The sequence below is a fragment of the Rhizobium sp. LjRoot98 genome (assembly GCF_964252935.1).
Classification (GTDB): Bacteria; Pseudomonadota; Alphaproteobacteria; order Rhizobiales; family Rhizobiaceae; genus Pararhizobium.
This window is the reverse complement of the sequence record NZ_CAXUPW020000001.1, coordinates 373388-397193: the sequence shown is the minus strand read 5'-3', so window position 1 is coordinate 397193 and position 23806 is coordinate 373388. Positions and strand designations below refer to the sequence as shown.

General features: G+C 62.5%; 28 protein-coding genes, 1 tRNA gene and 1 pseudogene. 6 read left to right on the top strand and 24 right to left on the bottom strand.

The window, feature by feature from the left end; genetic code table 11:
• Positions 1-62 precede the first annotated feature (62 nt).
• The gene (locus ACSQ3J_RS01965) at positions 63-1019 is read left to right on the top strand and encodes a lysylphosphatidylglycerol synthase domain-containing protein (protein ID WP_060503625.1); all 957 of its coding nucleotides are present in this window, start codon (positions 63-65) and stop codon (positions 1017-1019) included.
• A 3-nt stretch (positions 1020-1022) separates the two neighbouring features.
• Here the strand turns inward: ACSQ3J_RS01965 and ACSQ3J_RS01960 are convergent, their stop codons facing one another.
• The 5 genes from ACSQ3J_RS01960 to ACSQ3J_RS01940 all read right to left on the bottom strand — a co-directional run bounded on the left by ACSQ3J_RS01960 (position 1023) and on the right by ACSQ3J_RS01940 (position 4076).
• On the bottom strand, positions 1023-2525 hold the full coding sequence (locus ACSQ3J_RS01960) for an AMP nucleosidase (protein ID WP_060503624.1): 1503 nt from the start codon (positions 2523-2525) through the stop codon (positions 1023-1025).
• Positions 2526-2601: 76 nt separating this feature from the next.
• Positions 2602-2922 (bottom strand): YnfA family protein, encoded by a 321-nt coding sequence (locus ACSQ3J_RS01955; protein ID WP_060503818.1) that lies wholly within the window; start codon positions 2920-2922, stop codon positions 2602-2604.
• Positions 2923-3012: 90 nt separating this feature from the next.
• Complete coding sequence (locus tag ACSQ3J_RS01950) at positions 3013-3186, bottom strand: hypothetical protein (protein ID WP_164491951.1); 174 nt, start codon at positions 3184-3186, stop codon at positions 3013-3015.
• Between the two features lie 12 nt (positions 3187-3198).
• Complete coding sequence (locus ACSQ3J_RS01945) at positions 3199-3372, bottom strand: hypothetical protein (RefSeq protein ID WP_037107006.1); 174 nt, start codon at positions 3370-3372, stop codon at positions 3199-3201.
• 362 nt (positions 3373-3734) lie between these two features.
• Positions 3735-4076 (bottom strand): DUF2147 domain-containing protein, encoded by a 342-nt coding sequence (locus ACSQ3J_RS01940; protein ID WP_060503817.1) that lies wholly within the window; start codon positions 4074-4076, stop codon positions 3735-3737.
• 539 nt (positions 4077-4615) lie between these two features.
• On the opposite strand from ACSQ3J_RS01940, the gene ACSQ3J_RS01935 reads away from it, so the two are divergent.
• Positions 4616-4882: an SEL1-like repeat protein gene (locus ACSQ3J_RS01935; RefSeq protein WP_060503623.1), complete on the top strand. Its 267-nt coding sequence runs from the start codon at positions 4616-4618 to the stop codon at positions 4880-4882.
• Positions 4883-4943: 61 nt separating this feature from the next.
• Here ACSQ3J_RS01935 and ACSQ3J_RS01930 read toward each other — a convergent pair whose 3' ends face one another.
• The 4 genes from ACSQ3J_RS01930 to ACSQ3J_RS01915 form a co-directional block, all read right to left on the bottom strand.
• Positions 4944-6065, bottom strand: a complete 1122-nt coding sequence (locus ACSQ3J_RS01930; protein ID WP_060503622.1) for a pyridoxal phosphate-dependent aminotransferase — start codon at positions 6063-6065, stop codon at positions 4944-4946.
• 135 nt (positions 6066-6200) lie between these two features.
• Positions 6201-6635, bottom strand: coding sequence for a PilZ domain-containing protein (locus ACSQ3J_RS01925; RefSeq protein WP_244482033.1), 435 nt, complete (start codon positions 6633-6635; stop codon positions 6201-6203).
• Positions 6636-6771: 136 nt separating this feature from the next.
• Positions 6772-7185, bottom strand: a complete 414-nt coding sequence (locus ACSQ3J_RS01920) for a DUF2177 family protein (RefSeq protein WP_060503621.1) — start codon at positions 7183-7185, stop codon at positions 6772-6774.
• 97 nt (positions 7186-7282) lie between these two features.
• Entirely contained in the window at positions 7283-7639 is a 357-nt protein-coding gene (locus ACSQ3J_RS01915; RefSeq protein ID WP_060503620.1) for a PilZ domain-containing protein, read from the bottom strand.
• A gap of 330 nt (positions 7640-7969) precedes the next feature.
• Here ACSQ3J_RS01915 and ACSQ3J_RS01910 point away from each other — a divergent pair, with 330 nt between their 5' ends.
• Positions 7970-10192, top strand: coding sequence for a caspase family protein (locus ACSQ3J_RS01910; protein ID WP_060503619.1), 2223 nt, complete (start codon positions 7970-7972; stop codon positions 10190-10192).
• Positions 10193-10280: 88 nt separating this feature from the next.
• Here ACSQ3J_RS01910 and ACSQ3J_RS01905 read toward each other — a convergent pair whose 3' ends face one another.
• Positions 10281-10460 carry a hypothetical protein gene (locus tag ACSQ3J_RS01905; RefSeq protein ID WP_060503618.1) on the bottom strand — a complete coding sequence of 60 codons (180 nt, stop codon included), beginning with the start codon at positions 10458-10460 and terminating at the stop codon, positions 10281-10283.
• A gap of 355 nt (positions 10461-10815) precedes the next feature.
• On the opposite strand from ACSQ3J_RS01905, the gene ACSQ3J_RS01900 reads away from it, so the two are divergent.
• A tRNA-Ser gene (locus ACSQ3J_RS01900) sits at positions 10816-10905 on the top strand.
• Between the two features lie 141 nt (positions 10906-11046).
• Positions 11047-11259: a hypothetical protein gene (locus ACSQ3J_RS01895; RefSeq protein WP_436038584.1), complete on the top strand. Its 213-nt coding sequence runs from the start codon at positions 11047-11049 to the stop codon at positions 11257-11259.
• 222 nt (positions 11260-11481) lie between these two features.
• On the opposite strand, the pseudogene ACSQ3J_RS01890 reads toward ACSQ3J_RS01895, so the two are convergent.
• The 14 genes and pseudogenes from ACSQ3J_RS01890 to trbB all read right to left on the bottom strand — a co-directional run.
• Positions 11482-12522: pseudogene (locus ACSQ3J_RS01890) on the bottom strand (recombinase family protein); the annotation flags it as partial.
• Positions 12519-12917, bottom strand: coding sequence for an HVO_A0114 family putative DNA-binding protein (locus ACSQ3J_RS01885; RefSeq protein WP_127966070.1), 399 nt, complete (start codon positions 12915-12917; stop codon positions 12519-12521). The pseudogene ACSQ3J_RS01890 and the gene ACSQ3J_RS01885, both read right to left, overlap by 4 nt.
• Positions 12918-13063: 146 nt before the next feature.
• Positions 13064-13282, bottom strand: a complete 219-nt coding sequence (locus ACSQ3J_RS01880; protein ID WP_436038583.1) for a hypothetical protein — start codon at positions 13280-13282, stop codon at positions 13064-13066.
• 213 nt (positions 13283-13495) lie between these two features.
• Entirely contained in the window at positions 13496-13738 is a 243-nt protein-coding gene (locus ACSQ3J_RS01875) for a DUF2274 domain-containing protein (RefSeq protein ID WP_436038582.1), read from the bottom strand.
• Positions 13735-14988 carry a TrbI/VirB10 family protein gene (locus tag ACSQ3J_RS01870; protein ID WP_419951263.1) on the bottom strand — a complete coding sequence of 418 codons (1254 nt, stop codon included), beginning with the start codon at positions 14986-14988 and terminating at the stop codon, positions 13735-13737. The genes ACSQ3J_RS01875 and ACSQ3J_RS01870 overlap by 4 nt, the downstream gene beginning before the upstream one ends.
• On the bottom strand, positions 14985-16061 hold the full coding sequence (gene trbG, locus ACSQ3J_RS01865; RefSeq protein WP_127966066.1) for a P-type conjugative transfer protein TrbG: 1077 nt from the start codon (positions 16059-16061) through the stop codon (positions 14985-14987). Before trbG ends, ACSQ3J_RS01870 begins: the two co-directional genes overlap by 4 nt.
• Positions 16058-16741 carry a conjugal transfer protein TrbF gene (gene trbF, locus ACSQ3J_RS01860; RefSeq protein WP_127966065.1) on the bottom strand — a complete coding sequence of 228 codons (684 nt, stop codon included), beginning with the start codon at positions 16739-16741 and terminating at the stop codon, positions 16058-16060. Before trbF ends, trbG begins: the two co-directional genes overlap by 4 nt.
• Positions 16741-18045: a P-type conjugative transfer protein TrbL gene (gene trbL / locus ACSQ3J_RS01855; protein ID WP_127966064.1), complete on the bottom strand. Its 1305-nt coding sequence runs from the start codon at positions 18043-18045 to the stop codon at positions 16741-16743. The genes trbF and trbL overlap by 1 nt, the downstream gene beginning before the upstream one ends.
• A 1-nt stretch (position 18046) precedes the next feature.
• On the bottom strand, positions 18047-18385 hold the full coding sequence (trbK-alt, locus tag ACSQ3J_RS01850; RefSeq protein WP_127966063.1) for a putative entry exclusion protein TrbK-alt: 339 nt from the start codon (positions 18383-18385) through the stop codon (positions 18047-18049).
• Between the two features lie 15 nt (positions 18386-18400).
• Positions 18401-19174 carry a P-type conjugative transfer protein TrbJ gene (gene trbJ, locus ACSQ3J_RS01845; protein WP_436038581.1) on the bottom strand — a complete coding sequence of 258 codons (774 nt, stop codon included), beginning with the start codon at positions 19172-19174 and terminating at the stop codon, positions 18401-18403.
• Positions 19171-21609: a conjugal transfer protein TrbE gene (trbE, locus tag ACSQ3J_RS01840; protein WP_436038579.1), complete on the bottom strand. Its 2439-nt coding sequence runs from the start codon at positions 21607-21609 to the stop codon at positions 19171-19173. Before trbE ends, trbJ begins: the two co-directional genes overlap by 4 nt.
• A gap of 13 nt (positions 21610-21622) precedes the next feature.
• Positions 21623-21904 (bottom strand): VirB3 family type IV secretion system protein, encoded by a 282-nt coding sequence (locus ACSQ3J_RS01835; protein WP_127966060.1) that lies wholly within the window; start codon positions 21902-21904, stop codon positions 21623-21625.
• Positions 21904-22236 (bottom strand): TrbC/VirB2 family protein, encoded by a 333-nt coding sequence (locus ACSQ3J_RS01830; RefSeq protein ID WP_127966059.1) that lies wholly within the window; start codon positions 22234-22236, stop codon positions 21904-21906. The genes ACSQ3J_RS01835 and ACSQ3J_RS01830 overlap by 1 nt, the downstream gene beginning before the upstream one ends.
• Positions 22233-23249, bottom strand: coding sequence for a P-type conjugative transfer ATPase TrbB (gene trbB, locus ACSQ3J_RS01825; RefSeq protein ID WP_127966058.1), 1017 nt, complete (start codon positions 23247-23249; stop codon positions 22233-22235). Before trbB ends, ACSQ3J_RS01830 begins: the two co-directional genes overlap by 4 nt.
• A 201-nt stretch (positions 23250-23450) precedes the next feature.
• On the opposite strand from trbB, the gene ACSQ3J_RS01820 reads away from it, so the two are divergent.
• Positions 23451-23780, top strand: a complete 330-nt coding sequence (locus ACSQ3J_RS01820; protein WP_127966057.1) for a hypothetical protein — start codon at positions 23451-23453, stop codon at positions 23778-23780.
• Positions 23781-23806 lie beyond the last annotated feature (26 nt).

Below are 23806 nucleotides of genomic sequence, written 5' to 3'. Positions count from 1 at the left end.
CTCGCCTGGGTTATCGTGATAACCAGCCGTGCCATAGCACCGGACAGGAAAGTACCAAATATATGAATGCAGGAGAGGATGCCAGCCGGGGCTCATGGCTTGTCCGCAACCGGATGAGCGCCATCTCCCTTGTGGCTGTCGTCGCCTACGCCGCGTTCATCCAATGGATCTGGGGTTGGCCGGTTCTTTTGCGGCAATGGGCCGGGATTGGTCTCTTTCCTGTCCTGTCGGCGCTGCTGCTTCTGGTCGGAACCTATTTCATCCGCTGCTATCGGATTTACGACTATTTTCCGAACGAAACACGCGGCCGTTTCCTCACGCTTCTGCGTGTGACGCAAGTCCATAACCTTCTCAACATCATGTTGCCATTCCGGGCAGGCGAGACCAGTTTTCCGATCCTGATGCGGTCGGAATTTGCCGTCCCTTTGACGCGCAGCACCTCGGCGCTGCTGCTCATGCGCCTTCTCGATCTGCACGCCCTGTTCGCCGCCGCGGGCGTCGGCCTCGTCATTGGCCGTGATAACCAGGCGCTTGGCTGGTTGCTGTGGGGGCTTTTTCTTGTGTCACCGCTGGCGCTGTTTCTATTGAAGGGTCATGCCCTTGCCGTTCTGCAGCGTCGGCTGCCGGAAAAGTTCGGCCAGTTTCTAGTCGAGGTCGAAGCCGGGCTACCCGCCAATGCGCTGGTCTTCGTCAGGGCATGGTTGATGACCGTTCTCAACTGGTCAACGAAGGTCGCCGTGCTCGCCTGGGTTCTGGCGACCATGGGCGTTCTGCCGCTTGCCGCCTGTTTCGGCGGCGCGCTTGGCGGTGAACTGTCGTCGGTTCTGCCGGTGCATGCCCCCGCCGGTGTCGGCACCTATCCGGCCGGCATTACCGCCGGCGCTATATCCTTCGGTGCGCCAGCGAAAGGCGCCGCCTTTGACCTGCTTGCCAGCGCCAGCGTCAATGCGCATCTGCTGATCGTCGTGTCGGCGGTTGCCGGCACGCTTTTGTCGATGGTTCTATCGCCGCGCCGTTGAAACTTACTGGAACGCAGTTTCGAAGAAGCTGCGCAGCTTGCGGGAATGCAGTTTTTCCGGCGGCATGGCTGCCAGTTTTTGCAATGCAAGAATACCGATCTGCAAATGCTGGCTGACCTGTGTCTTGTAAAAGGCCGTCGCCATGCCCGGCAGTTTCAGTTCTCCATGCAACGGCTTGTCGGAGACGCAGAGCAGGGTGCCGTAGGGAACGCGGAAGCGGAAACCGTTGGCGGCAATGGTCGCCGATTCCATATCGAGTGCGATGGCGCGTGATTGCGACAGTCGCTTGACCGGACCGCGCTGGTCACGCAGTTCCCAGTTGCGGTTGTCGATGGTGGCAACGGTGCCGGTGCGCATGATCCGCTTGAGATCATAGCCCTCGTAACCGGTCACTTCCGCCACGGCATCCTGCATCGCCACCTGAACTTCGGCGAGCGCCGGGATCGGGATCCAGACCGGCAGGTCGTCGTCCAGCACATGGTCCTCGCGGACATAGGCGTGGGCAAGCACATAATCGCCAAGCGTCTGACTGTTGCGCAAGCCGGCGCAATGACCAAGCATCAGCCAGGCATGCGGCCGCAGCACGGCGATATGGTCGGTGATCGTCTTGGCGTTCGAAGGCCCGACGCCGATATTGACGACGGTAATGCCGCCATGGCCCTTCTTCTTGAGATGATAGGCCGGCATCTGTGGCAGCCGGGCAAGCGTCAGGTCCGAATCGGGCTTGTCCGATCCGGGCTGGGTGGTGATGTTGCCGGGCTCGACGAAGGCGGTGTAGCCATTGCCGCCATCGATCATCTGCTGACGTGCCCAGGCGCAGAATTCGTCGATATAGAACTGATAGTTGGTGAACAGCACGAAATTCTGGAAATGCGTCGCGCTGGTCGCCGTATAGTGGCTGAGACGAGCCAGCGAATAGTCGATGCGCTGGGCGGTGAACGGGGCAAGCGGCGAGGGCTCGCCGGGGCCGGGCTCATAGGCGCCGTTGGCGATTTCATCGTCTGTGGTGGTCAGATCCGGCGTGTCAAACAGGTCGCGCAGCGGAATGTCGATATTCTCAGCCATTGCCGCTTCGACATAGGCGCCTTCGCCGAAGGCGAAATGCAGCGGGATCGGCGTCGTCGATTCCGATACGGTAACACCGACGCCATGACTGCGGATCAACAGCCCAAGTTGTTCCTTCAGGTAATGCCGGAACAGTTTCGGCCGGGTGACCGTGGTCGTGTAGACCCCGGGCGCGCTGACATAGCCGTAAGAGAGGCGCGAATCGATATGGCTGAAGCTGCTGGTCTCGATGCTGACCTGCGGATAGCAGGCACGGTAACGCGAGACCGGCGTTCCGGTCCGGCCAAGTTCGGTGAAGGCATCGACCAGGAATTTCGTATTGCGCTCGTAAAGCGCCAGAAGCGCATCGACGGCGGCAACCGGATCGTCAAACGTCTGTGGTTCGAAAACGTCGGGCGTTGCGATGGAAAGGGCGGAGAGGGAAGAGATTCGATTGTTCATACGGCATTATAGGATGCTGTTTTTTACAAGCAAACGACAAGATTGGATTGCACAGGTCACGTTCAGGAAAAGCCGTTCAGCGCGGTCCGCCAAGGATGATAGCGGTGCCGGCAAGGGCGAGAATGACGCCGGTCGCATCCCATCGATCCGGCCGGACACCCTCGACAATCCACAACCAAGCCAGCGAAGCGGCGATGTAGATGCCGCCATAGGCCGCATAGGCACGTCCGGCCGCTGCTGTTTCGATAAGAGTGAGAAGCCAGGCGAACAGTGCAAGGCTTGCCACGCCGGGAATGAGCCACCAGATCGGTTTGTCGAGCTTCAACCAGGCCCAGAAGGCAAAGCAGCCGGCGATCTCCGCAAGAGCGGCAAGGGCATAGACGGCGAATGCGGAAATGGGCATCGGGTTCCTTCCTGTAGCTGATTATAGGAAGGCAGTCGGTTCAAATGTGCAAGCGCACCCGGAGCTTAAATCAGGCTTGCAGCTTCAGCTCATCGACTGGCGCTGCAGCGTGACGAAAAGGACAAGGCCGGCTCCTTGCTTGCCGATACCAAGGCCGGAGGCCTTGCTGTAGGCAACTGCACCCATCGGAGCCATCAAAAGGGCTGCGAGCGTCAGCATGCGCAGTGCGATGGTTGCGGAATGGGTGAGGGAGAACATCGTCTTTGATCCTTAGAGCTTGGCTTGTTCGCAGAACTTCGTGGTGTGCACGGTGCAGTCGGCAATCGAGCCGGCATAGTTGTGACGGCGGCGCTGGCTATCGGCGCTGACAGCGGCTGCGAGCGTCAATGCGAAAACGACCATAAGCATGCTGATGATGGTGAGGCGGCGGGCGAGAATGTCCATGGCTATGTCCGTTTGATCTGGTGTGTCGATCGGGGTTCAACTCGATGATGACGTTTTCGCACAAGCAAACTGAACTCTTCCTGAGACCTCGGTTCATCTCCCGTTCATCTTCGCGGCGTTCTGAACCGCTCAAGGGGTGCTTAAAGCCGTTTGGCAGCCATACTGGCGTCAAAGGAGCAGAATCGGGCGCTGATTATGAACATCGCTGTTCAGAAAAGGTCTGCTGATTTGGGAGAAGGAAGAACAAGTGCCTGCAGGCGGCCAGCCGAAACAATTCTGTTCAGCTAGGCGGCGCGCCGGACGCGGCGGCGCGCCGAAGATCAAGAGCAGAATCCAGCGTGGCCACCGGATGTCCAGCTTGATTACATCCGTGTCCAGGTCTGCGACTTGCAGAGAACCTTGAGAACGCAGCCCTGCATTTTCAGCGAGGCGCCGCTGATCGATGCATTGCCACTGTAGGTCTTGTCGTTGGCGGGATCAGTGATCTCGCCGGAATAGCTGTCGCCGCTGCCACTCATGCTGCCGATGCGCTTGCCGGCATGTTTGCCCGTCTTCAACGTGATGCAATAGCTGCCGCCGCAGGACGTGATGACGGCGGTCTCGCCGCTGGCCGTCTTCCAATTGCCGACAATCGGTTCGGCGGCGAAGCCGGACGCTGCCGTGGCCATTGTCATGGCTACCGCAAGTATCAATGTACGAATCATCATGTCCCTCCCGTAAAATTCGCCGGACACCCGATGGTTCCGGGCGAAAGGTTGTCAGAGTCGGTCTCCTCACCGCTCAATTTCCGGAAAATAACTTACGCGGACGTAAACGTAAATACGGAAGTCACTGGTTTTGCGATGAAGGGATCGAGCAAAATGCGGCTTGTTGCGCCGTCTCTTTCCGCAAGGCCCAACATGCGACCGTTTTGCGTGGTTAGCGATTGGTTGAAATCGGCGTCTGAATTTTCCGTAAAGATTGAGGCAAAAGCCAGCGTTTCCGGTCAGTCCGATGTTTAACAAAAACCCAAGTTTACCAATCGTTTGAACTTTGTTTGCCTCACATTAATCATGCATTTTAAGCGTGTATTGAAACCGCTGCTGCATATTCAGACCCATAAGACGAGCAGGGAAAAACACCCCGCCGACATCCTTCAGGGGGCCAAAGCCGCACAAGACGGCGGCCCCTTAAAGGAGCCTCAAAAAGGCAGATAAAACAGGGACTACCGACGTAACAAACCAGGTAAACAGGGACAGAGACAATGGCACGCTTTGACATTCAGAATGCTTCGGATGCCACAATGGGTGGCGAAAACCGCGCGGACGTCTTTTGTGAAATGGGCTTGATGTATGCAACCGGACGTGGTTGCGATGTCGATCTCGTCGCCGCGCACAAATGGCTGAACATCGCGGCCATCAAGGGATCGGACCGGGCAGCAGCGCTGCGTGCCGATCTGGCGATGACCATGAACAAGACCGACCTCGCCACGGCCCTGCGCGCCGCCCGCGAATGGATGACAGTGCATTGAAACAGGATTGCATCGACGACAGGCGGTAGGGACCGAGACCTCCGAAGATGGGGCGCGGTTTCTACTGCCTGCCGAGCGATTCCAGAACTTTCGGCAAAGCTTCCTCCAGAAGCGCCATGTCCGCCTCCGGCCCGGTGCTGATGCGGATACAACGGTTCAGGGGCGCAACACCCGGCATGCGGATGAAAACGCCGTGGTCGGCCATAAGCCCGTCAACGATGGCGCGGGCAAAGACGGCATCCTTGCCGCAATCAATCGTCACGAAATTCGTTGCCGAAGGCAGGGGCTTCAGTCCGTTGCTATCAGCGATTTCGGCGATCCTGCCGCGTGAGGCGGCAATTTTTTCCAGAACCTCGGCCAGATAGTCCTTGTCCGCCAGCGCTGCGATAGCCGCAGCGGTCCCGATCCTGTTCATGCCGAAATGGTTGCGGATCTTGTCGAAGGCCTGTGCGGTTCCCGGCGTACCGATGACATACCCGACACGGGCTCCCGCCAAGCCATAAGCCTTGGAGAAGGTCCGGGTACGGACGATGTTCGGCATGTCGATCAATGAGGCGATCGGGGGAATGGTGCCCGCCGGGGCGGTTTCGCCATAGGCCTCGTCGAGGATGAGAAGGCAGGTCTCGGGCAAGGCTCTTGCGAAGGCAATAACGCTGTCTGCGTCCCACCAGCTGCCCATCGGGTTGTCGGGATTGGCGAAATAGACCAACGGCGCATTTTCGCGTTTGACGGCGGCCAGCAGCCCGTCGAGATCTTCGCGGTCGTTGACATAGGGAACCGTCACCAGCCGGCCGCCATGCCCCGCGACATGGAAATTGAATGTAGGATAGCCGCCAAGCGAGGTGACAACCGGCATTCCGGGCTCGATCACCATGCGAACGATCTGCCCGAGCAGGCCGTCGATGCCTTCACCGATGGCGATGTTTTCCGCCCCGGTACCCAGATGGGCGGCAAGCGATTTCTTCAGCTCGAAATTTTCCGGGTCATTATATTGCCAGACCCCTGCGGCGGCCGCCGCCATCGCCGACAGCACCGATGGAGCCGGGCCAAAGCCGCTCTCATTGGCGCCGATTCGCGCTGCGATCGGGCGGTCACGCTGACGCTCGATCGCTTCAGGCCCGACAAAGGGAATGGTGGAGGGAAGCGAGGTGACGAGCGGGGTAAATCTGGAGAATGCGGACATTGCTGAATATCGAGCCTGACGACGAATGAAATCGTGGCGGAGATTAGCGAGGATTCGCAGTCATGGAAACCAAATCCATCGCGCGAGAGACCACATTCCTGGCAAGGCATGCTCGAATTGGCGCTGGCGCTAGTGCTAGTGCTTCTTCACTTCGCCGCCGGTGAAGAATTCGTAACGGACGATCTGATGCAGGAATTCCTCATCGATCGGTTTGATGAAATGCACCTGAATCCGGTTGTCGCGCCGGTAGACCTCAGCACAGCCGATTCGCTTCTTGGTTCCGACGATGGTCAGATAATAGTGCTGGGGAAGGCCGATCGTCGTATTGACGACGAAGCTGGCGCCCCCGCGAGAAATCTCTGTCATCTTGCAGGTTCGGGTCGAGACGCCGCCGAGCCCAGGCTTGACTGCCATCAACGTACCGGCCTGTCCGATCACAAAACGTTCGAAACGCTGTTCGTACAGCTTGGAACTGACCACCGAATACATCGTCGAGTTCTGCATCGTCACTCCCTCGATAGCGATCGGCCTGGATGATTGATCCACATCTGCCGCATCGTTTGCGTTCACCGCTCTTATCCTCCTCATGAGGGCAGTGTGCGATGAATGCAGGATCGGTCAGGGATATTGCAATCCTTTGAAAACATTCCCTAAAGTTTTAATGAGGGTAGAAATTGATGCATTCTGCCGGTCACTGCGTCACGAATCAGGACATCGGATCGGCAAGATAGCTGCAGGTTAGCAGGCCACAGCTTGCCGAAAACGCGGTGACAAAGGTTCCCCAGGCCATATCGACCAGACTGACAATCGGCGGCCAGCCCTTCAATGTCGCCAGATTGGTAATGTCGTAGGTGCCGTAAGCAGCAAGGCCGAGAACAGCACCATATCCGAGCGCGGTGAGGAGAGAGCTGGCCCGCACTCCTGGCAGGACGGCCAGGAGAACGATGGCCATCGCGAAAAACACATAGAAAATCGAGGCGATGGCGAAATTTGGCGATGGCAGCATGAGTTCGCCGAGCTGATCTCGATAGAATGCCCTTGCGACCAGCCCCAGCCAGATGGCGTCGGCAATCATCAGGGACACCAGCGTTCCCGCGTAGGCGATCAAAACAGTTTTCATGACGCTCGATCCTCTTTCGCCCTTACTACGGCTGGTAGCCCTGTCTGGATTGCCGGTGAGCGATAATAGGAGAAGCCTTGCGGTCAGCGGCCCGCTTTCAGATCAGGCCACTGGTAAAGTTCAGCCGAATCAGGCGGCTCAGGAATTCCGGCGCCAGCTGCATGTTGAAGCGCACGCCGAGTTCGCTCCGGTGCCGATGAACCTGCGAGCAACCGATCTCCTCCTGGAAGCCGTCGATCTGCAGGAAGAAATGTTTTGGCAAAAGTATATTGGCGTTGAAATCCACCATGGCGCCGCCGATCGAGATATGGCGCAGCAGGCATTGATATTTCGTCTTCGTCTTCAGGTGCTGCCCGACCACAAGGATGCGGCACGGACGCTCTATATAATAGTGCTTGTAGCTGGTGGTCAGTTGACCCGGTTTTGCCTCGGCGAGATGCATCACCATCGACATGGGAAACTCCGGAAATCTGCGGCTACGCGCCGTTTTGCTGGATGCTGGAACTTTGGGTCAGGTTCGCGCTGCGTTTCGCCACGCCGCATGCTGCTATGGCCGCAGTTTCCGTCGCCATCCTTGCTCTGAGCTTGCGGTCACGCAACTCCGTCTTCGTGCGTGCTTAAAAAAAGCCTGAAACCGGACATTGAAACCCACCAGCCCATACGTAATACTTTCATGCAAGGCGCGCCGGCAACGAAAATACCCGGTGAAGCAGGGATCATGTTTGCGCAGTTTCAAAGGGTGCATTACACCCCGGCAGACTGCACGAGCGCGGAGGGGAAAATCATGTTCAAGCGTTATTTCCACGGCTGGCTGCCCATCTTCGTTCTGGCGCTGTCGGTTGTCGTGTTTCAGGCCGGTTCTGCCGAAGCGGCAAAACGCGTCGCGCTTCTGATCGGAAACGAGAAATACGAGGCGACATCGCAGCTGAACAACCCGGCCAACGATGTCGAGTTGATGAAGGCTTCGTTCGAAGAGGCGGGTTTCGATATGGTGACGGCGGTGCACGATCTCGACCGCGCCTCGATGGTCCGTGCACTGCGCGACTTCGAGGACACTGCCGCCGGCGCTGATGTCGCCATCATCTATTATTCCGGCCACGGCATGGAGATGAACGGCGAGAACTTTCTGCTTCCGGTCGATGTCAGCCTGAAGACCGACAAGGATGTCGAAGACGAGGCAATCCCGCTCGACCGCGTGCAGCGCTCGCTGGAAGGCGCGACACGTCTGAAACTGGTTATTCTCGACGCCTGCCGCAACAATCCCTTCGAACAATCGATGAGCCGCTCGATCTCCACCCGCGCCGTCAGCCGTGGTCTGGCACGTGTTGAGCCTGAATCGGCCGACCTCCTGGTGGCCTTCGCCTCGAAGGCCGGTACGGTGGCGATGGACGGAGAGGGAAAGAACAGCCCGTTTGCGACAGCGTTGGCGAAATATCTGACCGAACCCGGCGTTGATGTGCGCATCGCGCTCGGCAAGGTTCGTGATGACGTGGTGACGGCGACCAACCGCGAACAGGAGCCGTTCGTCTATGGATCGCTCGGCGGCGCGCAGATCTTCCTCAATATCAAGGAAGTGAACATCAACATCACCAATAACGGCAACACGCAGGAAGTCTCGCCGAACGGCCAGTCTGCTGCGGCGGCGGACTGGCAGAATATCCGCGATCTTGCCGATAAAGACCTGATCGAGGTGTTTTTGGCCAAGCATGGCACTGATCCGGTCTACAAGATGCTGGCGGAAAAGAAGCTGAAGCTGCTGGATGAGGCAGCGCAGACCGCGGTGACGCCGGATGAAATCGCCTGGGAGGCGCTCAAGCAGTCGACCGATGGAGCAGCGCTCACCCGTTTCGTTGAACGGTATCCGGACAGCAAGCACAGAGTGGAAGCGGAGACCCAAATCGCGGCGCTCGAGCCGAAGAAGGGCTTGAATATTTCCCGGACAGGCAAGGATACGCAGGCTTCGCGTGATTGCTATCTGCTCGCCGGCGAACCGCAATCGATGCCTGGCTTCCTCGGCGTCAATTTCCTCAAGATCGATTCGGCGCGCGCGCTCACCGCCTGCGCCCAGGCGGTCAACGAAAACCCCGACGATATGATGCTCGTCAACATGCTCGGCCGTGCCCAGGACGCCGGGCGCAATTACGTCGATGCCCGCAGCAACTATCAAAAGGCAGCCGACGGCGGCAATATGTATGGACTGACGAACCTCGCCTGGTTCTCGATCTACGGCACCGATGGTCCCGTCGATGTCGACAAGGGCAAGGAAATGTTCGAGCACGCCGCCAATAACGGCAATTCCTACGCCCAGGCATCGCTCGGCTGGCTCTATCGCGATGGCTATGGCAGCGTTCCGCAGGATTACGCGGAATCGCTGAAATGGTACCAACTCTCGGCCAATCAGGGCTACGCCAATGCCATGGCGACCCTTGGCTGGTTCTATCGCGAGGGCAACGGGGTTGAAAAAGATCTCGACCAGTCGCTCTCCTGGTACCAGAAGGCGGCCGAAGGCGGCGATGCCAATGCGATGTCGTCGCTCGGTTGGGCCTATCAGAATGGTCTCGGCACGCCACAGGATTATACCCAGGCAAAGGTCTGGTACGAAAAGGCAGCCAATGTCGGCGACGCCTATTCGATGGCACTGCTCGGCTGGTTCTATGATGACGGCAAGGCCGTGCCGCAGGACTATGCGCAGGCTCGCAACTGGTATGAAATGGCGTCCAACGCCGGAAGCGCTTATGCCATGGGCAATCTGAGCCGCCTCTATGACTGGGGGTTGGGTACGAAGGCGGATCCAAAAGAGGCAGTGCGCTGGGCTGCGGCCAGCGTCGAGGGCGGCGATCCGGCCAAACTTGAAGAACTGAAGACATCCCCGGATAATTTCACGCCCGCCTTCCGCAAGGAAATCCAGGCGTTGCTCAAGGATCGCGGCTATTACAGCGGCCCACTGGATGGTGATTTCGGTGCCGCCACACAGAACGCGATCGACCGGCTGGCGAAAAAGAGCTGAGGTGCCGGCAGCGGAAATGACAGGAAACATAAAGGGCCGGACCTGTGAGACAGGTCCGGCCCTTTATGTAAGGAGTAAGCAGATCGGCTTAGCGGTTGCTTTCCAGCGCCCTGAGTGCGGCCTGTCCGGCGGCGATGGCCTCGATCTGGTTGGAGAACTGGCCGTGGGCTGGATAGACGACCGTGCCGCGCTTGAGCACGAAAGCCCACCGCCCGTTGCGCAGCTTTTCGATCGTCACCTTGGTTTCCGGTTTGCTGTCATTGCTCATGATGGATTCCGAACCTGTTGTTGCATGCCGCCCGCATGATGACGGCGGAATGGCTTTAATGATCTTTATAGAGACATGAATTAGCGCAACAGTCCCGCATCGGGCAATCGGCAATGATGTAAGCCTTCTCCCTCGGCAGTCGCATCATCCCGGCGGACGCCACTGTCCCCACCGTAGCTGTTGCTGTAGCTTGCGGGAACGGAAGTGCTGGACATTTCATATGGCCGGTGCGTTGCTCATCAAGCGAGTTTGCGGTCCATCATGTCCTGAAACGGGCATGGAAAAACAACTTTGTCGCGGGAAACCGCAAAAACTCCTTGCAATGAAAGGCTCCTGACTCTAGTCAGGCGCTAACGGAGAGGTGGCCGAGTGGTCGAAGGCGCTCCCCTGCTAAGGGAGTATACCCGGAAGGGTATCGTGGGTTCGAATCCCATCTTCTCCGCCACTTCAGTCCCAAGCTGGGCACGCCGATTCCCGCCGATTTCCCTCCGGAAACGGCCGCAAGCGTGCGGAGTAGCTCTCCTTTCGATCCCATGATGCGAACTTCGGTCTTTGCGACCTCGACGCGCTGGGCGAAGGCGCGCAAGTGATCCCGCCGATAACCGCCCCCGTCGAGGCGGAGGCGCTGGCGCGCCACGTCGGCAAACCGGCGCACGGTAGCCGGCGTGACCGCCTGATTGCCGGAGCTTTCAAGCGTGGCTTGCGCCCGCTCGGCATCCACCTGCGCCTGGTCGCGAAGCGCCTTCAACCCGGCGATGCGGTCTTTCAACGCCGGATCGGAGATATCGGCGACGCCTGATTCGATCGCGTCATAGAGGCGCTTGAGGCGAAGGTCGGTCTCGGCCGCCCGGCGGTTCAACTCGCCGATATGCTCCTGCCGACGTTCGGCCCGCTCGTGCCGGCGGTCGAGGACGGACGACAGCACCTCCTCCAGCCGATCGGGTTGGAGCAGCCGATCCTCGATATGGCCGGCGACGATGGTGTCGAGCTTTTCCATCGGGATCGAACGGCCCGAGCATCCGGTCTCGCCCTGCCGCGCCTTGATCGAGCAGGTGTAATAGCGGTAGCGCCCGCCCTTGCCGGTGCGGATCGTCATGGCCCCGCCGCACTTGGCGCAGAAGCAGATGCCGGTGAGCAGGGTCGGCCCGCTGACCACGCGCGGCGGCGTGACCTTGGGATTGCGGGCTTTCAGATGCGTCTGAACGGCGTCGAAAGTCCCAAGGTCGATCAGCGGCGGCACAGGAACCGTGACGATCTCGCTGATCGGTTTCAGTTCCTTGGTCTTGGAGCGCTTGTTGAACTCGTGCTCGCCGATATAGGTGCGCCGCGTCAGGATGCGGTGAAGCTGGCCGATGCCCCAGCGCCCGCCGTCGCGGGTGAAGATGCGGCGCGCGTTCAGATGGGACACGATCGCCTTGACGCCCATCGGGCCGGAGGTGCCGTTCCCTTCCAGCGCCAGCCGGTAGATCAGCCGCACGGTGTCGGCGTGCAGCGGATCGATCTCCAGCTTCTTCTTGGTCTTGGCCCCACGCTGTTCGGCCGCGACGATGCGGTAGCCGATCGGCGGCAGCGCGCCGTTCCAGAAGCCCTGCCGGGCGTTCTCCTTCAAGGCGCGCATGACGTGCTTGCCGTTCTCCTTGGACTGATACTCGTCGAACAGCGCCATGATCTGGCGCATCATGACGTGCATTGGATCATCGCCCATCTCCTGGGTGATGGAGATCAGCTTGACGCCGTTCTTGGCCAGCTTGCGGACGTAGAACTCCAGCTCGAAATGATCGCGGAAGAAGCGGCTGAACGAGTGGACGACGACGATGTCGAAGGGCGCGGGCTTGGACGTGCCCGCCTCGATCATGCGCTGGAACTCGGGACGGCGATCGTTGGTGGCCGACGCGCCGGGTTCAACAAAGGTATCGATAAGTTGGTAGCCACGCGAAACGCAGTAGGCTTCGCCCTGGCGCTTCTGGTCGGGGATCGAGACGTCATGCTCGGCCTGCCGGGTCGTCGAGACGCGGAGATAGAGGGCGGCGCGCGTGGCAATGCTGGGTGTTTCAGCGTTCATGATGGGTCTCCCTCTGCCGTGATGGTCCGCTTCCGCGATTGTCTCAGCGGCAGGTCCAGGACGACGCGATCGTGGACGAGCTTCGGCGCGAGCTTTCGGCCGCTGCGCTCCATGCGGATCAGGCCGTAGCCGGTCATCGTCTTCAGGGTGCGTGAGAGGTTGGATTTGGCCCGATCGGTTAGCACCGCCAGTTCGTCGAGCGAGCCCGGGGCCTGCTCTGCGATAATGCGCAACATCTCGCGATTGGGCGCGGAAAGAATGCGGGCGAAAGATTCGGTCGAGGCGAACCAGATCTTGGGGTCGGCCTCGCGCGGCCTCTCCTCTCCGCGCGCGATCCGCTGCGAGCGGGCCTTCATTTCGTCGGGATCGGCGATGCCAACCTTCAGCGTCGTCATGGCGTTTTGCCTCCGTCCTGGCATTCGCCGGGCCGGGCAAAAGCATCGGGCGGCGGATCGACTAATCACCGCTTATAGTTATCATCACAACGCAACTAAATCAAACGGATCATGTTCGTATGAGTTTCACCGAAACCGATCACGGCTCAGCGGGACGGCCCGAACAATTCGTCGAAGATGTCGCCGAACCATGCCTCGAACAAGTCGATCTCGGCCTCCGTCACTGGAACGCGCTCCGGCCAGTCGTCGGTCACGGTCCAGGATTCGACATCGTGCTTGGGCGGGCGGCCGATGGGTGGGGCTGGCCTCCCGATCTCGTCCGGCGGGATATAGTCGTAGAGGTCGTCGGGCAGAGCGCCGGACACGACACGGAGCCGGCGTCGCGGGCGATCAGTGCTGCGCCGGGACATGGGAACCGCATTCTGTGAAATGACCAACCGTAAAGACGCTCGATCCTTCGCCACGACGCCGCGCAATTCTTCCAGCATCAACGGATCGCGCGGACTGTGAAGACGGCGTGATCCGAAACCATGATCGTGTTTGGCTATCGGTCCGGCGAAGAACGGCGAGCGTCGGAATCATGATTGCCCGCCTGCGGCCAACGGCGTGGTCCGCCTCGCCTTCGCAAATGCCCGATCAGTCGCGATGAACCGCTCCAGCATCGGCACGATCAGGCGGACGGGATCGGTCGGCGGATGGCCGTTCTCGCGGCCGAGCACGTGGGCATAGGCGGTTAGATCCCGATGCAGGTCAGCGGGTAGTTCCACCGTCACCTTCACCGGCTTGGTCTCAGTGATCGGGCCGAGCTTCAGCTTCGTCATGGCGTGGCTCCATAGGGTTCGAGCACAAGATCGCGGGTGACGATGACGCGGACGGGGAAACCCGGCCGGATGGTCAGTGTCGGGGCGATGTTGAGTTGGCGCTGGACGATCTGCCGGCCGGTCTGACCGATGCTGTCGGATGCGCCGTCGCGGATGGCGCTGAGGAGATCGCTCTCGTCACCGGACGATCCCGTGTTGGCGCCGATGCTGAGCAATGTCGAAAGCGCCGCCGCCTTGAACAGTTCGCCCCAATGATAATCGACGCCATCCTCCAGCCCGGCATAACCTTCGGCGTCCGCACCCGGCTGGCGTTCCAGCACGATCGAGCGGCCGTCGGGCATGATGAGGCGGTTCCAGGCCAGCAGGACGCGGCGCTGACCGAAGCCGACGCCATTGTCATACTGGCCGAGCAACCGCGTGCCCTGTGGCACCAGCAGGATGCGGCCCGTGGGGCTGTCATAGACGTTCTCCGTGACCTGGGCGGTGATCTGGCCCGGCAGATCGGAACGGATGCCGGTGATGAGCGCGGCCGGAATGACCGCGCCGGCTTGAAGGATGTTCGGCGACGCCGGCGCGGCAACGCGATCCGGCGCAACGGTGCGCCGATCGGCCCCCTGGTCGAGAAAGGCTGTTTGCCGGTCCTGAGCTGTGGGCGTCGTCGGCTGCGGCGCGAGACCTAGGCTGGTCAGGTCCGGCATGGGCGCTGTGGCATTGGGGGTCGTGGTGGCTGGCTGTCCGGTATTCCGCGTCTCCGTCGATGCAAAGAGCCGCCCGGTCCGCGCCGCTTCGATCTCCTGTAACCTGCGTTGTTCCTCGGCGCTGAGGCCCGGCGGTGTCGCGGCTGGTGTGCCGATACCCGGCCCGGGCACGGGCTGGCCACGGTTCTGCGCATCGAGGATCGGCCGACCGAGATCGCCGGGCAAAGCCGGGCCGAGGACAGGACCGGTATAGTCCTTGGGCAGGCCGGCGAGACCATCGGCGGTCGCGCGATTCTCGGTCGAATGGAGTTCGGTGTTTCCGCCGCCGCCATCGCGGGTCTGGAGCGCATAGATCAACGCGCCGCCAATACTGAGGCTGCTGACCAGACCGAGACCGGCCAGAACCTTCCGCGACAACCGGGTGACGCGCGGCGGTTCGGCGCGCAGCCGCATCGGTACGACGGGTTCGCCGGTCAGCGGGCGGGCATCGTCGTCAGACGGCTCCGGCGTCGGTTCTGGCTTCGCGCTCTTATCGGGATCGATCTCGCTCACGATGCCGGCCTCCCGTCAGTGCGGGTGATGCGGACGCGGCGCTGGGTATCGCCCGTGCCGAAGCGCAGTTCGGCGGCAGCGAACAGCCGATCGACGATCATATGACGGCCGCGCACCCGGTAGTTCACCAGCTCGGAGGTGTTGCCTTCGGGGCCGACGACGAACAGCGGCGGCATCTCGCCCTGCGCGATGCCACGCGGGAATTCGATGAAGACCTGGCGGCCGTCGTCGAAGGCGCGAAGCGGCCTCCACGGGGCGCGGTCGCCCTCGATCGCATAGCGGAAGTTGACGTTGGCGAGATCGACGCCGCTGGCGATGGGCTGCGCGGCCTCGGCCTGGCTGTTCTGACGACGTAGGACGATGAGCTGATCCTGCGGATATTGCCAGGATACCGACGCCATATAGGTCCGTTCGGTCGAGCGCAGCTCCATGTGATAGGTGCGCATATTGGTGTTGATGATGAGGTTGGTCATCAGCTCGGTGCGCGTCGGCTTGACCAGGATATGCACCTGTTGAGTCGCCCCCGAACCGCTGAGCGTGTCGCCGATGATCCAGCGCACGGTGTCGCCGGCAGCGACGGGACCGGAGCCGACGAGGGTTTCGCCGGGCTGGAGCGCGATGTCGGTGATCTGCCCGACGGCGGTATAGACCTGATAGAGCGCCCCGCCGGTGTAGGGATAGACCTGCATGGCGTTGATGAAGCCGTCGCGGACAGGCTGAATGCGGGCGGCGGCGTTCGCCTGATTGACGCGGGCGGCCGGATCGGTCGGCTCGGGCGCACGGCGGGATTGCTCCACCGGCTTCATCTGGCCGGGCAACGGCAACGGACGCGGCAGTTCGACGACAGTGACGGGCGCTGGCGCATCGACCGTCCGCACGGCGGGTGCGGCATCGTCATAGGCGATCTCGGGCGGCTTCTGCGTCGTGGCGCAGCCGGCCAGCGCCGTTGCTGAGAGCAGCAAAACCGCAAGTCCGACTTTACGGAAACCCGCCTTTCCAACTCTCCGTGCAGGCGTAATGGTGTGAACAGGGTTCGCCGGATGTCCGGCGGTCAGTTGAGACGGCCGGATCATTGTCCGAGCTCCTTCGACCAGTTGATGGCATTAACGTAGATTCCGAGCGGATTGGCCCGGAGCTTTTCGGCGTCACGCGGAGGCGCGACGGTAATGGTGAGGATGGCGGTCCAGCGCTCGGTGGAAGCGAGGCTCCCGTCCTGATAGCGGCGCTCCACCCAGGCGACGCGAAAGCTGTCGGGTGAGGCTCGGATCACGGACGACACCTCGACAGAGATCTGCTGCTTGCCGACCTTGGTGAAAGGGTCGTTGACGCGGGCATAGTCGTTCAGCGCCATCGCCCCGCGATCCGTCGTGAACTCGTAGGCGCGGAGCCAGTTCTGCCGCACGATGATCGCATCGGCCGCGATAGAGCGGACCTGCTCGATGAAGCGGGCCAGATGCCAGGCGATCTGCGGATCGGTCGGGCGATAGTCGGCGATGGCGGGTGCGATGGCCTGGGCCTGGCCGAGCTTATCGACCTGCACCACCCACGGCACGATCGAGCCGTTGGCGGATTGCCAGACCAGCGCGCCGGACAGCCCGGCCGATAGGATCAGCGAGCCGAACGCCATCAGCCGCCAGTTCCTGGCCTGGACGCGGGCCGAGCCGATGCGGTCGTCCCAGACCTGGGCGGCGCGTTGGTATGGCGTCTCGGGTTGCGGCGTCTTGCCGTAATGGGTTGAGGGTCGTTTGAACATCAGCGGTCGCTTTCGCAGAGGTTGACGGAAGAGCCGCCGCCATGGCTGTCGCCGGATTTGACGGCATGGGCGGCGGCCTGAATGCCGTGGGAGGCTTGCTGGCCGCGCTTCATGCGCTTGGCCCAGGCAGGCGGGCCGTTGCTGGCGGCGGACGACGAAGAGTCAGACGTGGCATCAGCAGCCTCGTTCGACGCGGCTCCGCCAGCGACGGTCCGTTCGCCGGTCTGGAAGCTGTCCTTCATGGAGGCGGCGGCGCGCTTGAACGGGCTGGCGATGGCAGACCCGGCCTGGGACGCGCCGGTACTGGCGACCCCCGATGCGCCTCCGGCCCGATAGGCGGCGGTCGCACCGCCCGCCAGGGTCGCACCGCCGCGGGCGGCAGCGGCGGCCCCTCCGGCGAGAGCTGCACCGCCGGATGCGACGGCACCGATGGCCGCACCTCCGGCGGCCACCATGCCACCCGCCGCGAGACCGGTGCCGATTGCTGCGCCCGCGCCGAGCTGCGGTCCGCCGGAGACGAGACCGTTGGCGATGCCGGGACCGAAGATGCCGAGGCCCAGCAGCGACAGCGCGGCGAGCACGATCGCCATCGCGTCGTCGATCGTCGGCGCGGTCCCGCCGAACCCGGCAGTGAACTGGCTGAACAGCGTCGAGCCGATGCCGATGATGACGGCGAGTACCAGCACCTTGATGCCGCTGGAAATGACGTTGCCCAGCACCCGTTCGGCCATGAAGGCGGACTTGCCGAACAGGCCGAACGGAATGAGCACGAACCCGGCGAGCGTCGTCAGCTTGAACTCGATCAGGGTGACGAAGAGCTGGATGGCGAGGATGAAGAAGGCGAGCAGCACCAGCGCCCAGGCGAACAGCAGGCAGGCGATCTGGATAAAATTCTCGAAGAAGGAAATCCAGCCCATCAGGCCGGAGATCGATTCGAGCAGCGGTCGCCCCGCGTCGAGACCGACCTGCGCCACCTTGCCAGGGCGCAGGAGATCGGCGGTCGTGAACCCCGTGCCCGATGCCTTCAGGCCGAGGCCGGCAAAGCTCTCGAAGACGATGCGCGCGAGGTTGTTCCAGTTGCCGATGATGTAGGCGAACACCCCAACGAACAGCGTCTTCTTAATGAGGCGGCCGATGATGTCGTCCTCGCCACCCATCGACCAGAACAGCGCGGCCAGCGTCACGTCGATGACGATCAGCGTGGTTGCGATGAAGGCGACCTCGCCCGACAGCAAGCCGAAGCCACTGTCGATGTAGCGGGTGAAGACGGCCAGGAACTGGTCGATGACGCCGGTGCCGCCCATATTATCGTTCCTCGGTCGTGCTCGGCTCGGCCGGCGCGGTCTGCTTGGTCGCGGGATCGTCGTTCGACGGTACGGAGGGGCGTTGCCTATCGAGACCAAGGAAGCGGTCGCGGCTTTCGGCCCAGACACGAAGGCATTCCGCGTCGCGCGTACCTGCCTCGCCGAGACGTTGGCATCGGCGCTGCCCCTCGCGCAGCGGGTCTGGCGCGGCCGGCGCGATCACGGCCGCCGTCGGATCTGCCGACGTCTCTTCCTCGCGGGTCATCTCGATCGCGGTCGCGGTGATGGCGACGCCCGCGAACACGGCGGCTGCGATGCGGGCGAGCGTCTTGCCTTCCATGGCGCGTCTCCCCGCTCAGTTGTTGCCGTTATTGAACATCTGCGCGCTGCCGGGCTGGTAGCCGGTGCCCGGCGTCAGGAAGCGGCGGCGCTGCTCGCGGCCCTGTTCGGCCGCTGCCGCGCGCTCGGCCTCGGTCAGCGCTTGCGCGCGGCCGTTGGCGGCGACTACGGCGGTGAGATCGGCGAGCTGCTGGGCCTGGAGCGCGAGAAGCTGGTTGCCCGCCTGCGTTGCCTGAAGCGCGCCGGTCGCGGATTGGCTCGATCCGACCAGCGCAGACATCTGCGACCGGTTGGTCTCGATATTGCCGACGACGCCGGCCTGCACCTTCATCGCGTCCTGCAAACCGCCGACGGTGTTCTGCCAACGCGAGCGGGCGTCGGAGACAAGCTGGCTGTCGGAGGCCGATAGCGAGACGTTGCCGTATTTTTGGCTGAACATCCGGTCGATCTGCTGGACGTCATAGGCGACGTTCTGCGCCTCTTGCAGAAGCTGCTGGGTGCGCTGGACCGACTGCTGAAGCTGTTGCAGCGATGAATATGGCAGGCTGGTAAGGTTACGAGCCTGATTAATGAGCGACTGGGCCTCGTTCTGAAGCGAGGTGATCTGGTTGTTGATCTGCTGGAGCGAGCGTGCGGCCGACAGGACGTTTTCCACGTAATTGCGCGGGTCGAACACGATCCCGCCGAACTGCGCTTGGGCGGGCGTCGTCACGAGGATCGGCGACAGCGCGATGGGTGCGGCCAGCAAGACAGCGGCGAAGCGGCGGCCAAGGGAACGACGAGTGGTCATGATGGGATCTCCAGGTTGGTAAGGTCGGGGATAAGGTCGGCCGCCCAGGCGAGACCGCGATGGCACAGCCAGTCGGTGAGGAAGCCGTCGCGGCCATGATCGGCGACGATGCGGGCGATCTCGGTCTGGTCGGTCTTCGACGAGACGGCGCAGAGCGCCAGCGCCACATCGGACAGACCCAACTCGAACAGCCGGTTGCCCCGCCGCGACTGGCAGTAATAATCGCGCTTCGGTGTCGCCCGTGCGAGGATCTCGATTTGGCGGTCGTTGAGGCCGAAGCGGCGATAGATGGCCGTGATCTGCGGCTCGATCGCCCGTTCGTTGGGGAGCAGAAGCCGGGTCTGGCAGCTTTCGATGATGGCGGGCGCGATGGCGCTGCCGTCGATGTCAGACAGCGACTGCGTGGCGAAGATGACGCTGGCGTTCTTTTTGCGCAGCGTCTTCAGCCATTCGCGGAGCTGGCCGGCGAACCCTTCGTCGTCCAGCGCCAGCCACCCTTCGTCGATGATGATGAGCGTTGGCGAACCGTCGAGCCGGTCGCCGATGCGGTGAAACAGATAGGCCAGCACGGCGGGCGCTGCCTCTGTGCCGATCAACCCCTCGGTCTCGAAGGCCTGGACCGTGGCGGAGCCGAGGTGCTCGGCCTCGGCGTCGAGCAGCCGGCCATGGGCGCCGCCGACACAATAAGGCCGGAGCGCCTGTTTCAGGTCATTGGACTGAAGCAGGACCGCAAGGCCGGTGATCGTGCGCTCGCCGACGGGCGCGCTGGCGAGCGAGGTCAGCGCGGTCCAGATGTATTCTTTCACCTCCGGGGTGATGGCGACGCCTTCGCGGGTCAGGATCGCCACGATCCAGTCGGCCGCCCAGGCGCGCTCCGGCACGTCATGGATGCGGGCCAGCGGTTGGAGCGACACGCTCTCGTCGCTGCCGTCGCTCAAGCCACCGCCGAGATCGTGCCAGTCGCCGTCCATCGCCAGCGCGGCGGCGCGAATACTGCCACCAAAGTCGAAGGCGAAGACTTGCGCTTGCGGGTAGCGCCGAAACTGAAGCGCCATGAGCGCCAGCAGCACGGACTTGCCGGCACCAGTCGGCCCGACGACGAGGGTATGGCCGACATCGCCGACGTGAAGGGATAACCGGAACGGGGTCGAGCCTTCGGTCTTACCGAAGAGCAGTGGGGGCGCTGCAAAATGCTCGTCCCGTTCCGGACCCGCCCATACCGCCGAAAGCGGAATCATGTGGGCGAGGTTCAAAGTCGAAATCGGCGGCTGTCGGACATTGGCATAGACATGGCCCGGCAAGCTGCCGAGCCAGGCGTCCGCCGCATTAATCGTCTCGGCCATCGCCGTGAAATCGCGGCCCTGGACGATTTTTTCCGTCAGCCGAAGCTTCTCGTCGGCAATACGCGGATCGTCGTCCCAAACCGTGATCGTCGCGGTGACATAGGCGAGACCGGCATAGTCCGCGCCCAGCTCCTGCAACGCCAGATCGGCGTCGGCCGCCTTGTTGGCGGCGTCCGTGTCCACGAGGGCCGAGGCCTCGTTGGTCATCACCTCTTTCAGGATCGCGGCGATCGACTTGCGCTTGGCGAACCATTGCCGCCGGATCTTGGTCAGCAGCTTCGTCGCATCGGTCTTGTCGAGCAGGATCGCGCGGGTGGACCAGCGATAGGGAAAGGCGAGCCGGTTCAACTCGTCGAGCAGGCCGGGCGTGGTCGCGGTCGGAAAGCCGACGATGGTCAGGACGCGCAGATGCGACGATCCCAATCGTGGCTCGAGACCGCCGATCAGCGGCTGGTCGGCGACGAGCGCATCGAGATACATCGGCGTCTCGGGCACACGGACGCGATGACGCTGCGTCGAAACGCAGGAATGCAAATAGGTCAGCGTCTCCGCGTCATCGAGCCAGACGCATTCCGGCATGAAGCCTTCGACCAGTTGCAGCACGCGATCGGTGCGATCGACGAAGCCCGCGAGCATCTCGCGCCCATCGACGCCGGAGCGCTCGCGACCCTCGTACAGCCAGGTCTCGGCGCGTGCCGCGTCCTCGGCCGGCGGCAGGTAGGTGAAGGTCAGGAAATAGCTGGATTCGTAATGCGAACCCGCTTCCTTGAAGTCCGCCTTGCGCTCGGCATCGACCAGCGCGGAGGCGGCATCGGGAAAGCGGCTGACGGCATAGGACGCCGCCTCATGGCGCTGCGCCTCGACGAAGATCGCCCATCCCGATCCGAGGCGGCGGAAGGCGTTGTTCAATCGCCCGGCGACGGCGACCAGCTCGGCGGGCACGGCCGAGTCCAGATCAGGGCCGCGAAACCGCGCCGTTCGCTGGAAACTGCCGTCCTTGTTGAGGACGACGCCTTCACCCACGAGCGCGACCCAGGGCAGGAAGTCGGCGAGGCGGGTGGCGGTGCGGCGATATTCGGTGAGGTTCATCATGGGATCGGCCTCCTCAAACGCCGAGATGGCCGGGGATGCGCAGATGGCGGCGCACCACATCGACGAACATCGGATCGCGCTTGGCCGCCCAGACGGCGGCGAGATGGCCGACCGCCCAGATGGCGAGACCGACCAGCCAGAGCCGCAGGCCGAGGCCAAGCGCCGCCGCCAATGTGCCGTTGAGGATGGCGAGGCCACGCGGCGCGCCGCCGAGCAGGATGTGCTCGGTCAGCGCCCGGTGGACCGGCACGGAATACCCCGGCACGTCACCGCCCTGTTCGACAAGGCCGGCCATCAGACGAGCGCCCCCCCGCCGAACGAGAAGAACGACAGGAAGAAGCTCGACGCGGCGAACGCGATCGACAGACCGAAGACGATCTGGATCAGACGACGGAATCCGCCCGACGTGTCGCCGAAGGCCAGCGCCAGGCCGGTCGAGATGATGACGATCACGGCGATGATCTTGGCGACCGGGCCTTCGATCGACTGGAGGATGGATTGCAGCGGCGCTTCCCACGGCATGGAAGAGCCGGAAGCATGGGCGGCGGGCGCCAGCATCATGCTGATGGATACGGCAAGGGCTGCGGTCGCCATGTGCTGGCAACCGCGCGAAAACGTGCGGATCATCGGATATCTCCTTTGGATTCAAGACTGAGGACGGACTGGATGTCGCCGCCGTCGGTGACGGCAGGCACGACGCTGTAATCGCCGTCGGGGCCGAGGCCTTCGACGCGGGCGAGTTCGACGAGCCGGCGCTGCGAACCGCGTCCGGCGAGCACGGCGACGAGATCGATGGTCTCGGCGATCAACGCGCGAGGCACGGTGACGACGGCTTCCTGGATGAGCTGTTCGAGGCGGCGGATCGCGCCGATGGCGCTGCCCGCATGGATGGTGCCGACGCCGCCCGGATGGCCGGTGCCCCAAGCCTTCAACAGGTCGAGGGCTTCGGGGCCGCGCACCTCGCCGATCGGGATGCGGTCGGGCCGCAACCGCAGCGACGAGCGGACGAGATCGGACAGCGAGGCGACGCCATCCTTGGTGCGCATGGCGACGAGGTTGGGCGCGGCGCATTGCAGCTCGCGCGTATCCTCGATGATGACGACGCGATCAGCGGTTTTCGCTACCTCGGCCAGCAGCGCATTGGTCAGCGTCGTCTTGCCGGTGGACGTGCCTCCGGCGACGAGGATGTTGGCGCGCGACGCGACGGCGGAACGCAGCGCTTCGGCCTGTGTCGCCGACATGATCCCGGCGGCGACATAGTCGTCGAGCGTGAATACGGCGACGGCGGGCTTGCGAATGGCGAAGGCCGGCGCGGCGACGACGGGCGGCAACAACCCCTCGAACCGTTCGGCGGTTTCGGGGAGTTCGGCGGAGACGCGCGGCGCACCGGCATGGACTTCCGCGCCGACATTATGCGCGACCAGGCGAACGATGCGCTCGCCATCAGCGGGCGACAGCCGCTCGCCCGTATCCGACAGACCTTCGGACAGTCGGTCGATCCAGAGCCGCCCGTCGGGGTTTAGCATCACCTCGACGACGGCCGGGTCTTCCAGAAATCGCGCGATGGCGGGGCCGAGCGCGGTGCGCAGCATCCGCGCGCCCCGCGTCAAGCTCTCCGAAATCTGGTGTGAAGCCGCCATCTGATCCCCGATCTCGCCAGGGACAAAACAGACGCTCCCGGACCGGGATGATTAAAAGAGCCGGAAGTTTGGCTGATTCAACAAGTATCTAACAGCCGACGGCCATGGCGAAAAAAAGGCGGCAATCGGCGGGATTGAAAAGCCCGCGATCGATAGTGATCAGCTATGCCCATCTTGAATGGAATCAGAAAAGGCAGCGCGATGAGCAATAATCCAGGCAAAAAGGGCAAGCCTGCTCCATGGGTCAAGCGGGAGCGCGAAGATCGAGATCGAGCGCTGGACGAGTATAAGCAGGCGCATCATCCCGCCTATCGCACATGGCGTGAGGCGCGTGGCGAAGTCGGCAGGAAAGCGCGTGCTGAGGCGGAAGTCCTGTTTCCGGGCTTGTCGGGCATCGGCCAGTCGATGAAGCACGCCGACAAGGCGGTCAGCATCTGGGAGAAGGCGAACAAGAACCCGATGACATGGGAGGAATCGCAGGCGCTGGAGGGCGAGTTCGCGAAAAGCTATGTCGCGATCGACCGATCATAGGTCGTGAGGACGATCAGCGGCGTCCG

Bases quoted from the DNA above. Each gene is read 5' to 3' on its own strand.
- ACSQ3J_RS01965 (WP_060503625.1), top strand. From the start codon at position 63: ATGAATGCAGGAGAGGATGCCAGCCGGGGCTCATGGCTTGTCCGCAAC.
- ACSQ3J_RS01960 (WP_060503624.1), bottom strand. From the start codon at position 2,525: ATGAACAATCGAATCTCTTCCCTCTCCGCCCTTTCCATCGCAACGCCC.
- ACSQ3J_RS01950 (WP_164491951.1), bottom strand. From the start codon at position 3,186: ATGTTCTCCCTCACCCATTCCGCAACCATCGCACTGCGCATGCTGACG.
- ACSQ3J_RS01945 (WP_037107006.1), bottom strand. From the start codon at position 3,372: ATGGACATTCTCGCCCGCCGCCTCACCATCATCAGCATGCTTATGGTC.
- ACSQ3J_RS01940 (WP_060503817.1), bottom strand. From the start codon at position 4,076: ATGATTCGTACATTGATACTTGCGGTAGCCATGACAATGGCCACGGCA.
- ACSQ3J_RS01935 (WP_060503623.1), top strand. From the start codon at position 4,616: ATGGCACGCTTTGACATTCAGAATGCTTCGGATGCCACAATGGGTGGC.
- ACSQ3J_RS01930 (WP_060503622.1), bottom strand. From the start codon at position 6,065: ATGTCCGCATTCTCCAGATTTACCCCGCTCGTCACCTCGCTTCCCTCC.
- ACSQ3J_RS01920 (WP_060503621.1), bottom strand. From the start codon at position 7,185: ATGAAAACTGTTTTGATCGCCTACGCGGGAACGCTGGTGTCCCTGATG.
- ACSQ3J_RS01915 (WP_060503620.1), bottom strand. From the start codon at position 7,639: ATGTCGATGGTGATGCATCTCGCCGAGGCAAAACCGGGTCAACTGACC.
- ACSQ3J_RS01910 (WP_060503619.1), top strand. From the start codon at position 7,970: ATGTTCAAGCGTTATTTCCACGGCTGGCTGCCCATCTTCGTTCTGGCG.
- ACSQ3J_RS01905 (WP_060503618.1), bottom strand. From the start codon at position 10,460: ATGAGCAATGACAGCAAACCGGAAACCAAGGTGACGATCGAAAAGCTG.
- ACSQ3J_RS01885 (WP_127966070.1), bottom strand. From the start codon at position 12,917: ATGACGACGCTGAAGGTTGGCATCGCCGATCCCGACGAAATGAAGGCC.
- ACSQ3J_RS01875 (WP_436038582.1), bottom strand. From the start codon at position 13,738: ATGACGAAGCTGAAGCTCGGCCCGATCACTGAGACCAAGCCGGTGAAG.
- trbG (WP_127966066.1), bottom strand. From the start codon at position 16,061: ATGATCCGGCCGTCTCAACTGACCGCCGGACATCCGGCGAACCCTGTT.
- trbF (WP_127966065.1), bottom strand. From the start codon at position 16,741: ATGTTCAAACGACCCTCAACCCATTACGGCAAGACGCCGCAACCCGAG.
- trbL (WP_127966064.1), bottom strand. From the start codon at position 18,045: ATGGGCGGCACCGGCGTCATCGACCAGTTCCTGGCCGTCTTCACCCGC.
- trbK-alt (WP_127966063.1), bottom strand. From the start codon at position 18,385: ATGGAAGGCAAGACGCTCGCCCGCATCGCAGCCGCCGTGTTCGCGGGC.
- trbJ (WP_436038581.1), bottom strand. From the start codon at position 19,174: ATGACCACTCGTCGTTCCCTTGGCCGCCGCTTCGCCGCTGTCTTGCTG.
- trbE (WP_436038579.1), bottom strand. From the start codon at position 21,609: ATGATGAACCTCACCGAATATCGCCGCACCGCCACCCGCCTCGCCGAC.
- ACSQ3J_RS01835 (WP_127966060.1), bottom strand. From the start codon at position 21,904: ATGGCCGGCCTTGTCGAACAGGGCGGTGACGTGCCGGGGTATTCCGTG.
- ACSQ3J_RS01830 (WP_127966059.1), bottom strand. From the start codon at position 22,236: ATGATCCGCACGTTTTCGCGCGGTTGCCAGCACATGGCGACCGCAGCC.
- trbB (WP_127966058.1), bottom strand. From the start codon at position 23,249: ATGGCGGCTTCACACCAGATTTCGGAGAGCTTGACGCGGGGCGCGCGG.
- ACSQ3J_RS01820 (WP_127966057.1), top strand. From the start codon at position 23,451: ATGAGCAATAATCCAGGCAAAAAGGGCAAGCCTGCTCCATGGGTCAAG.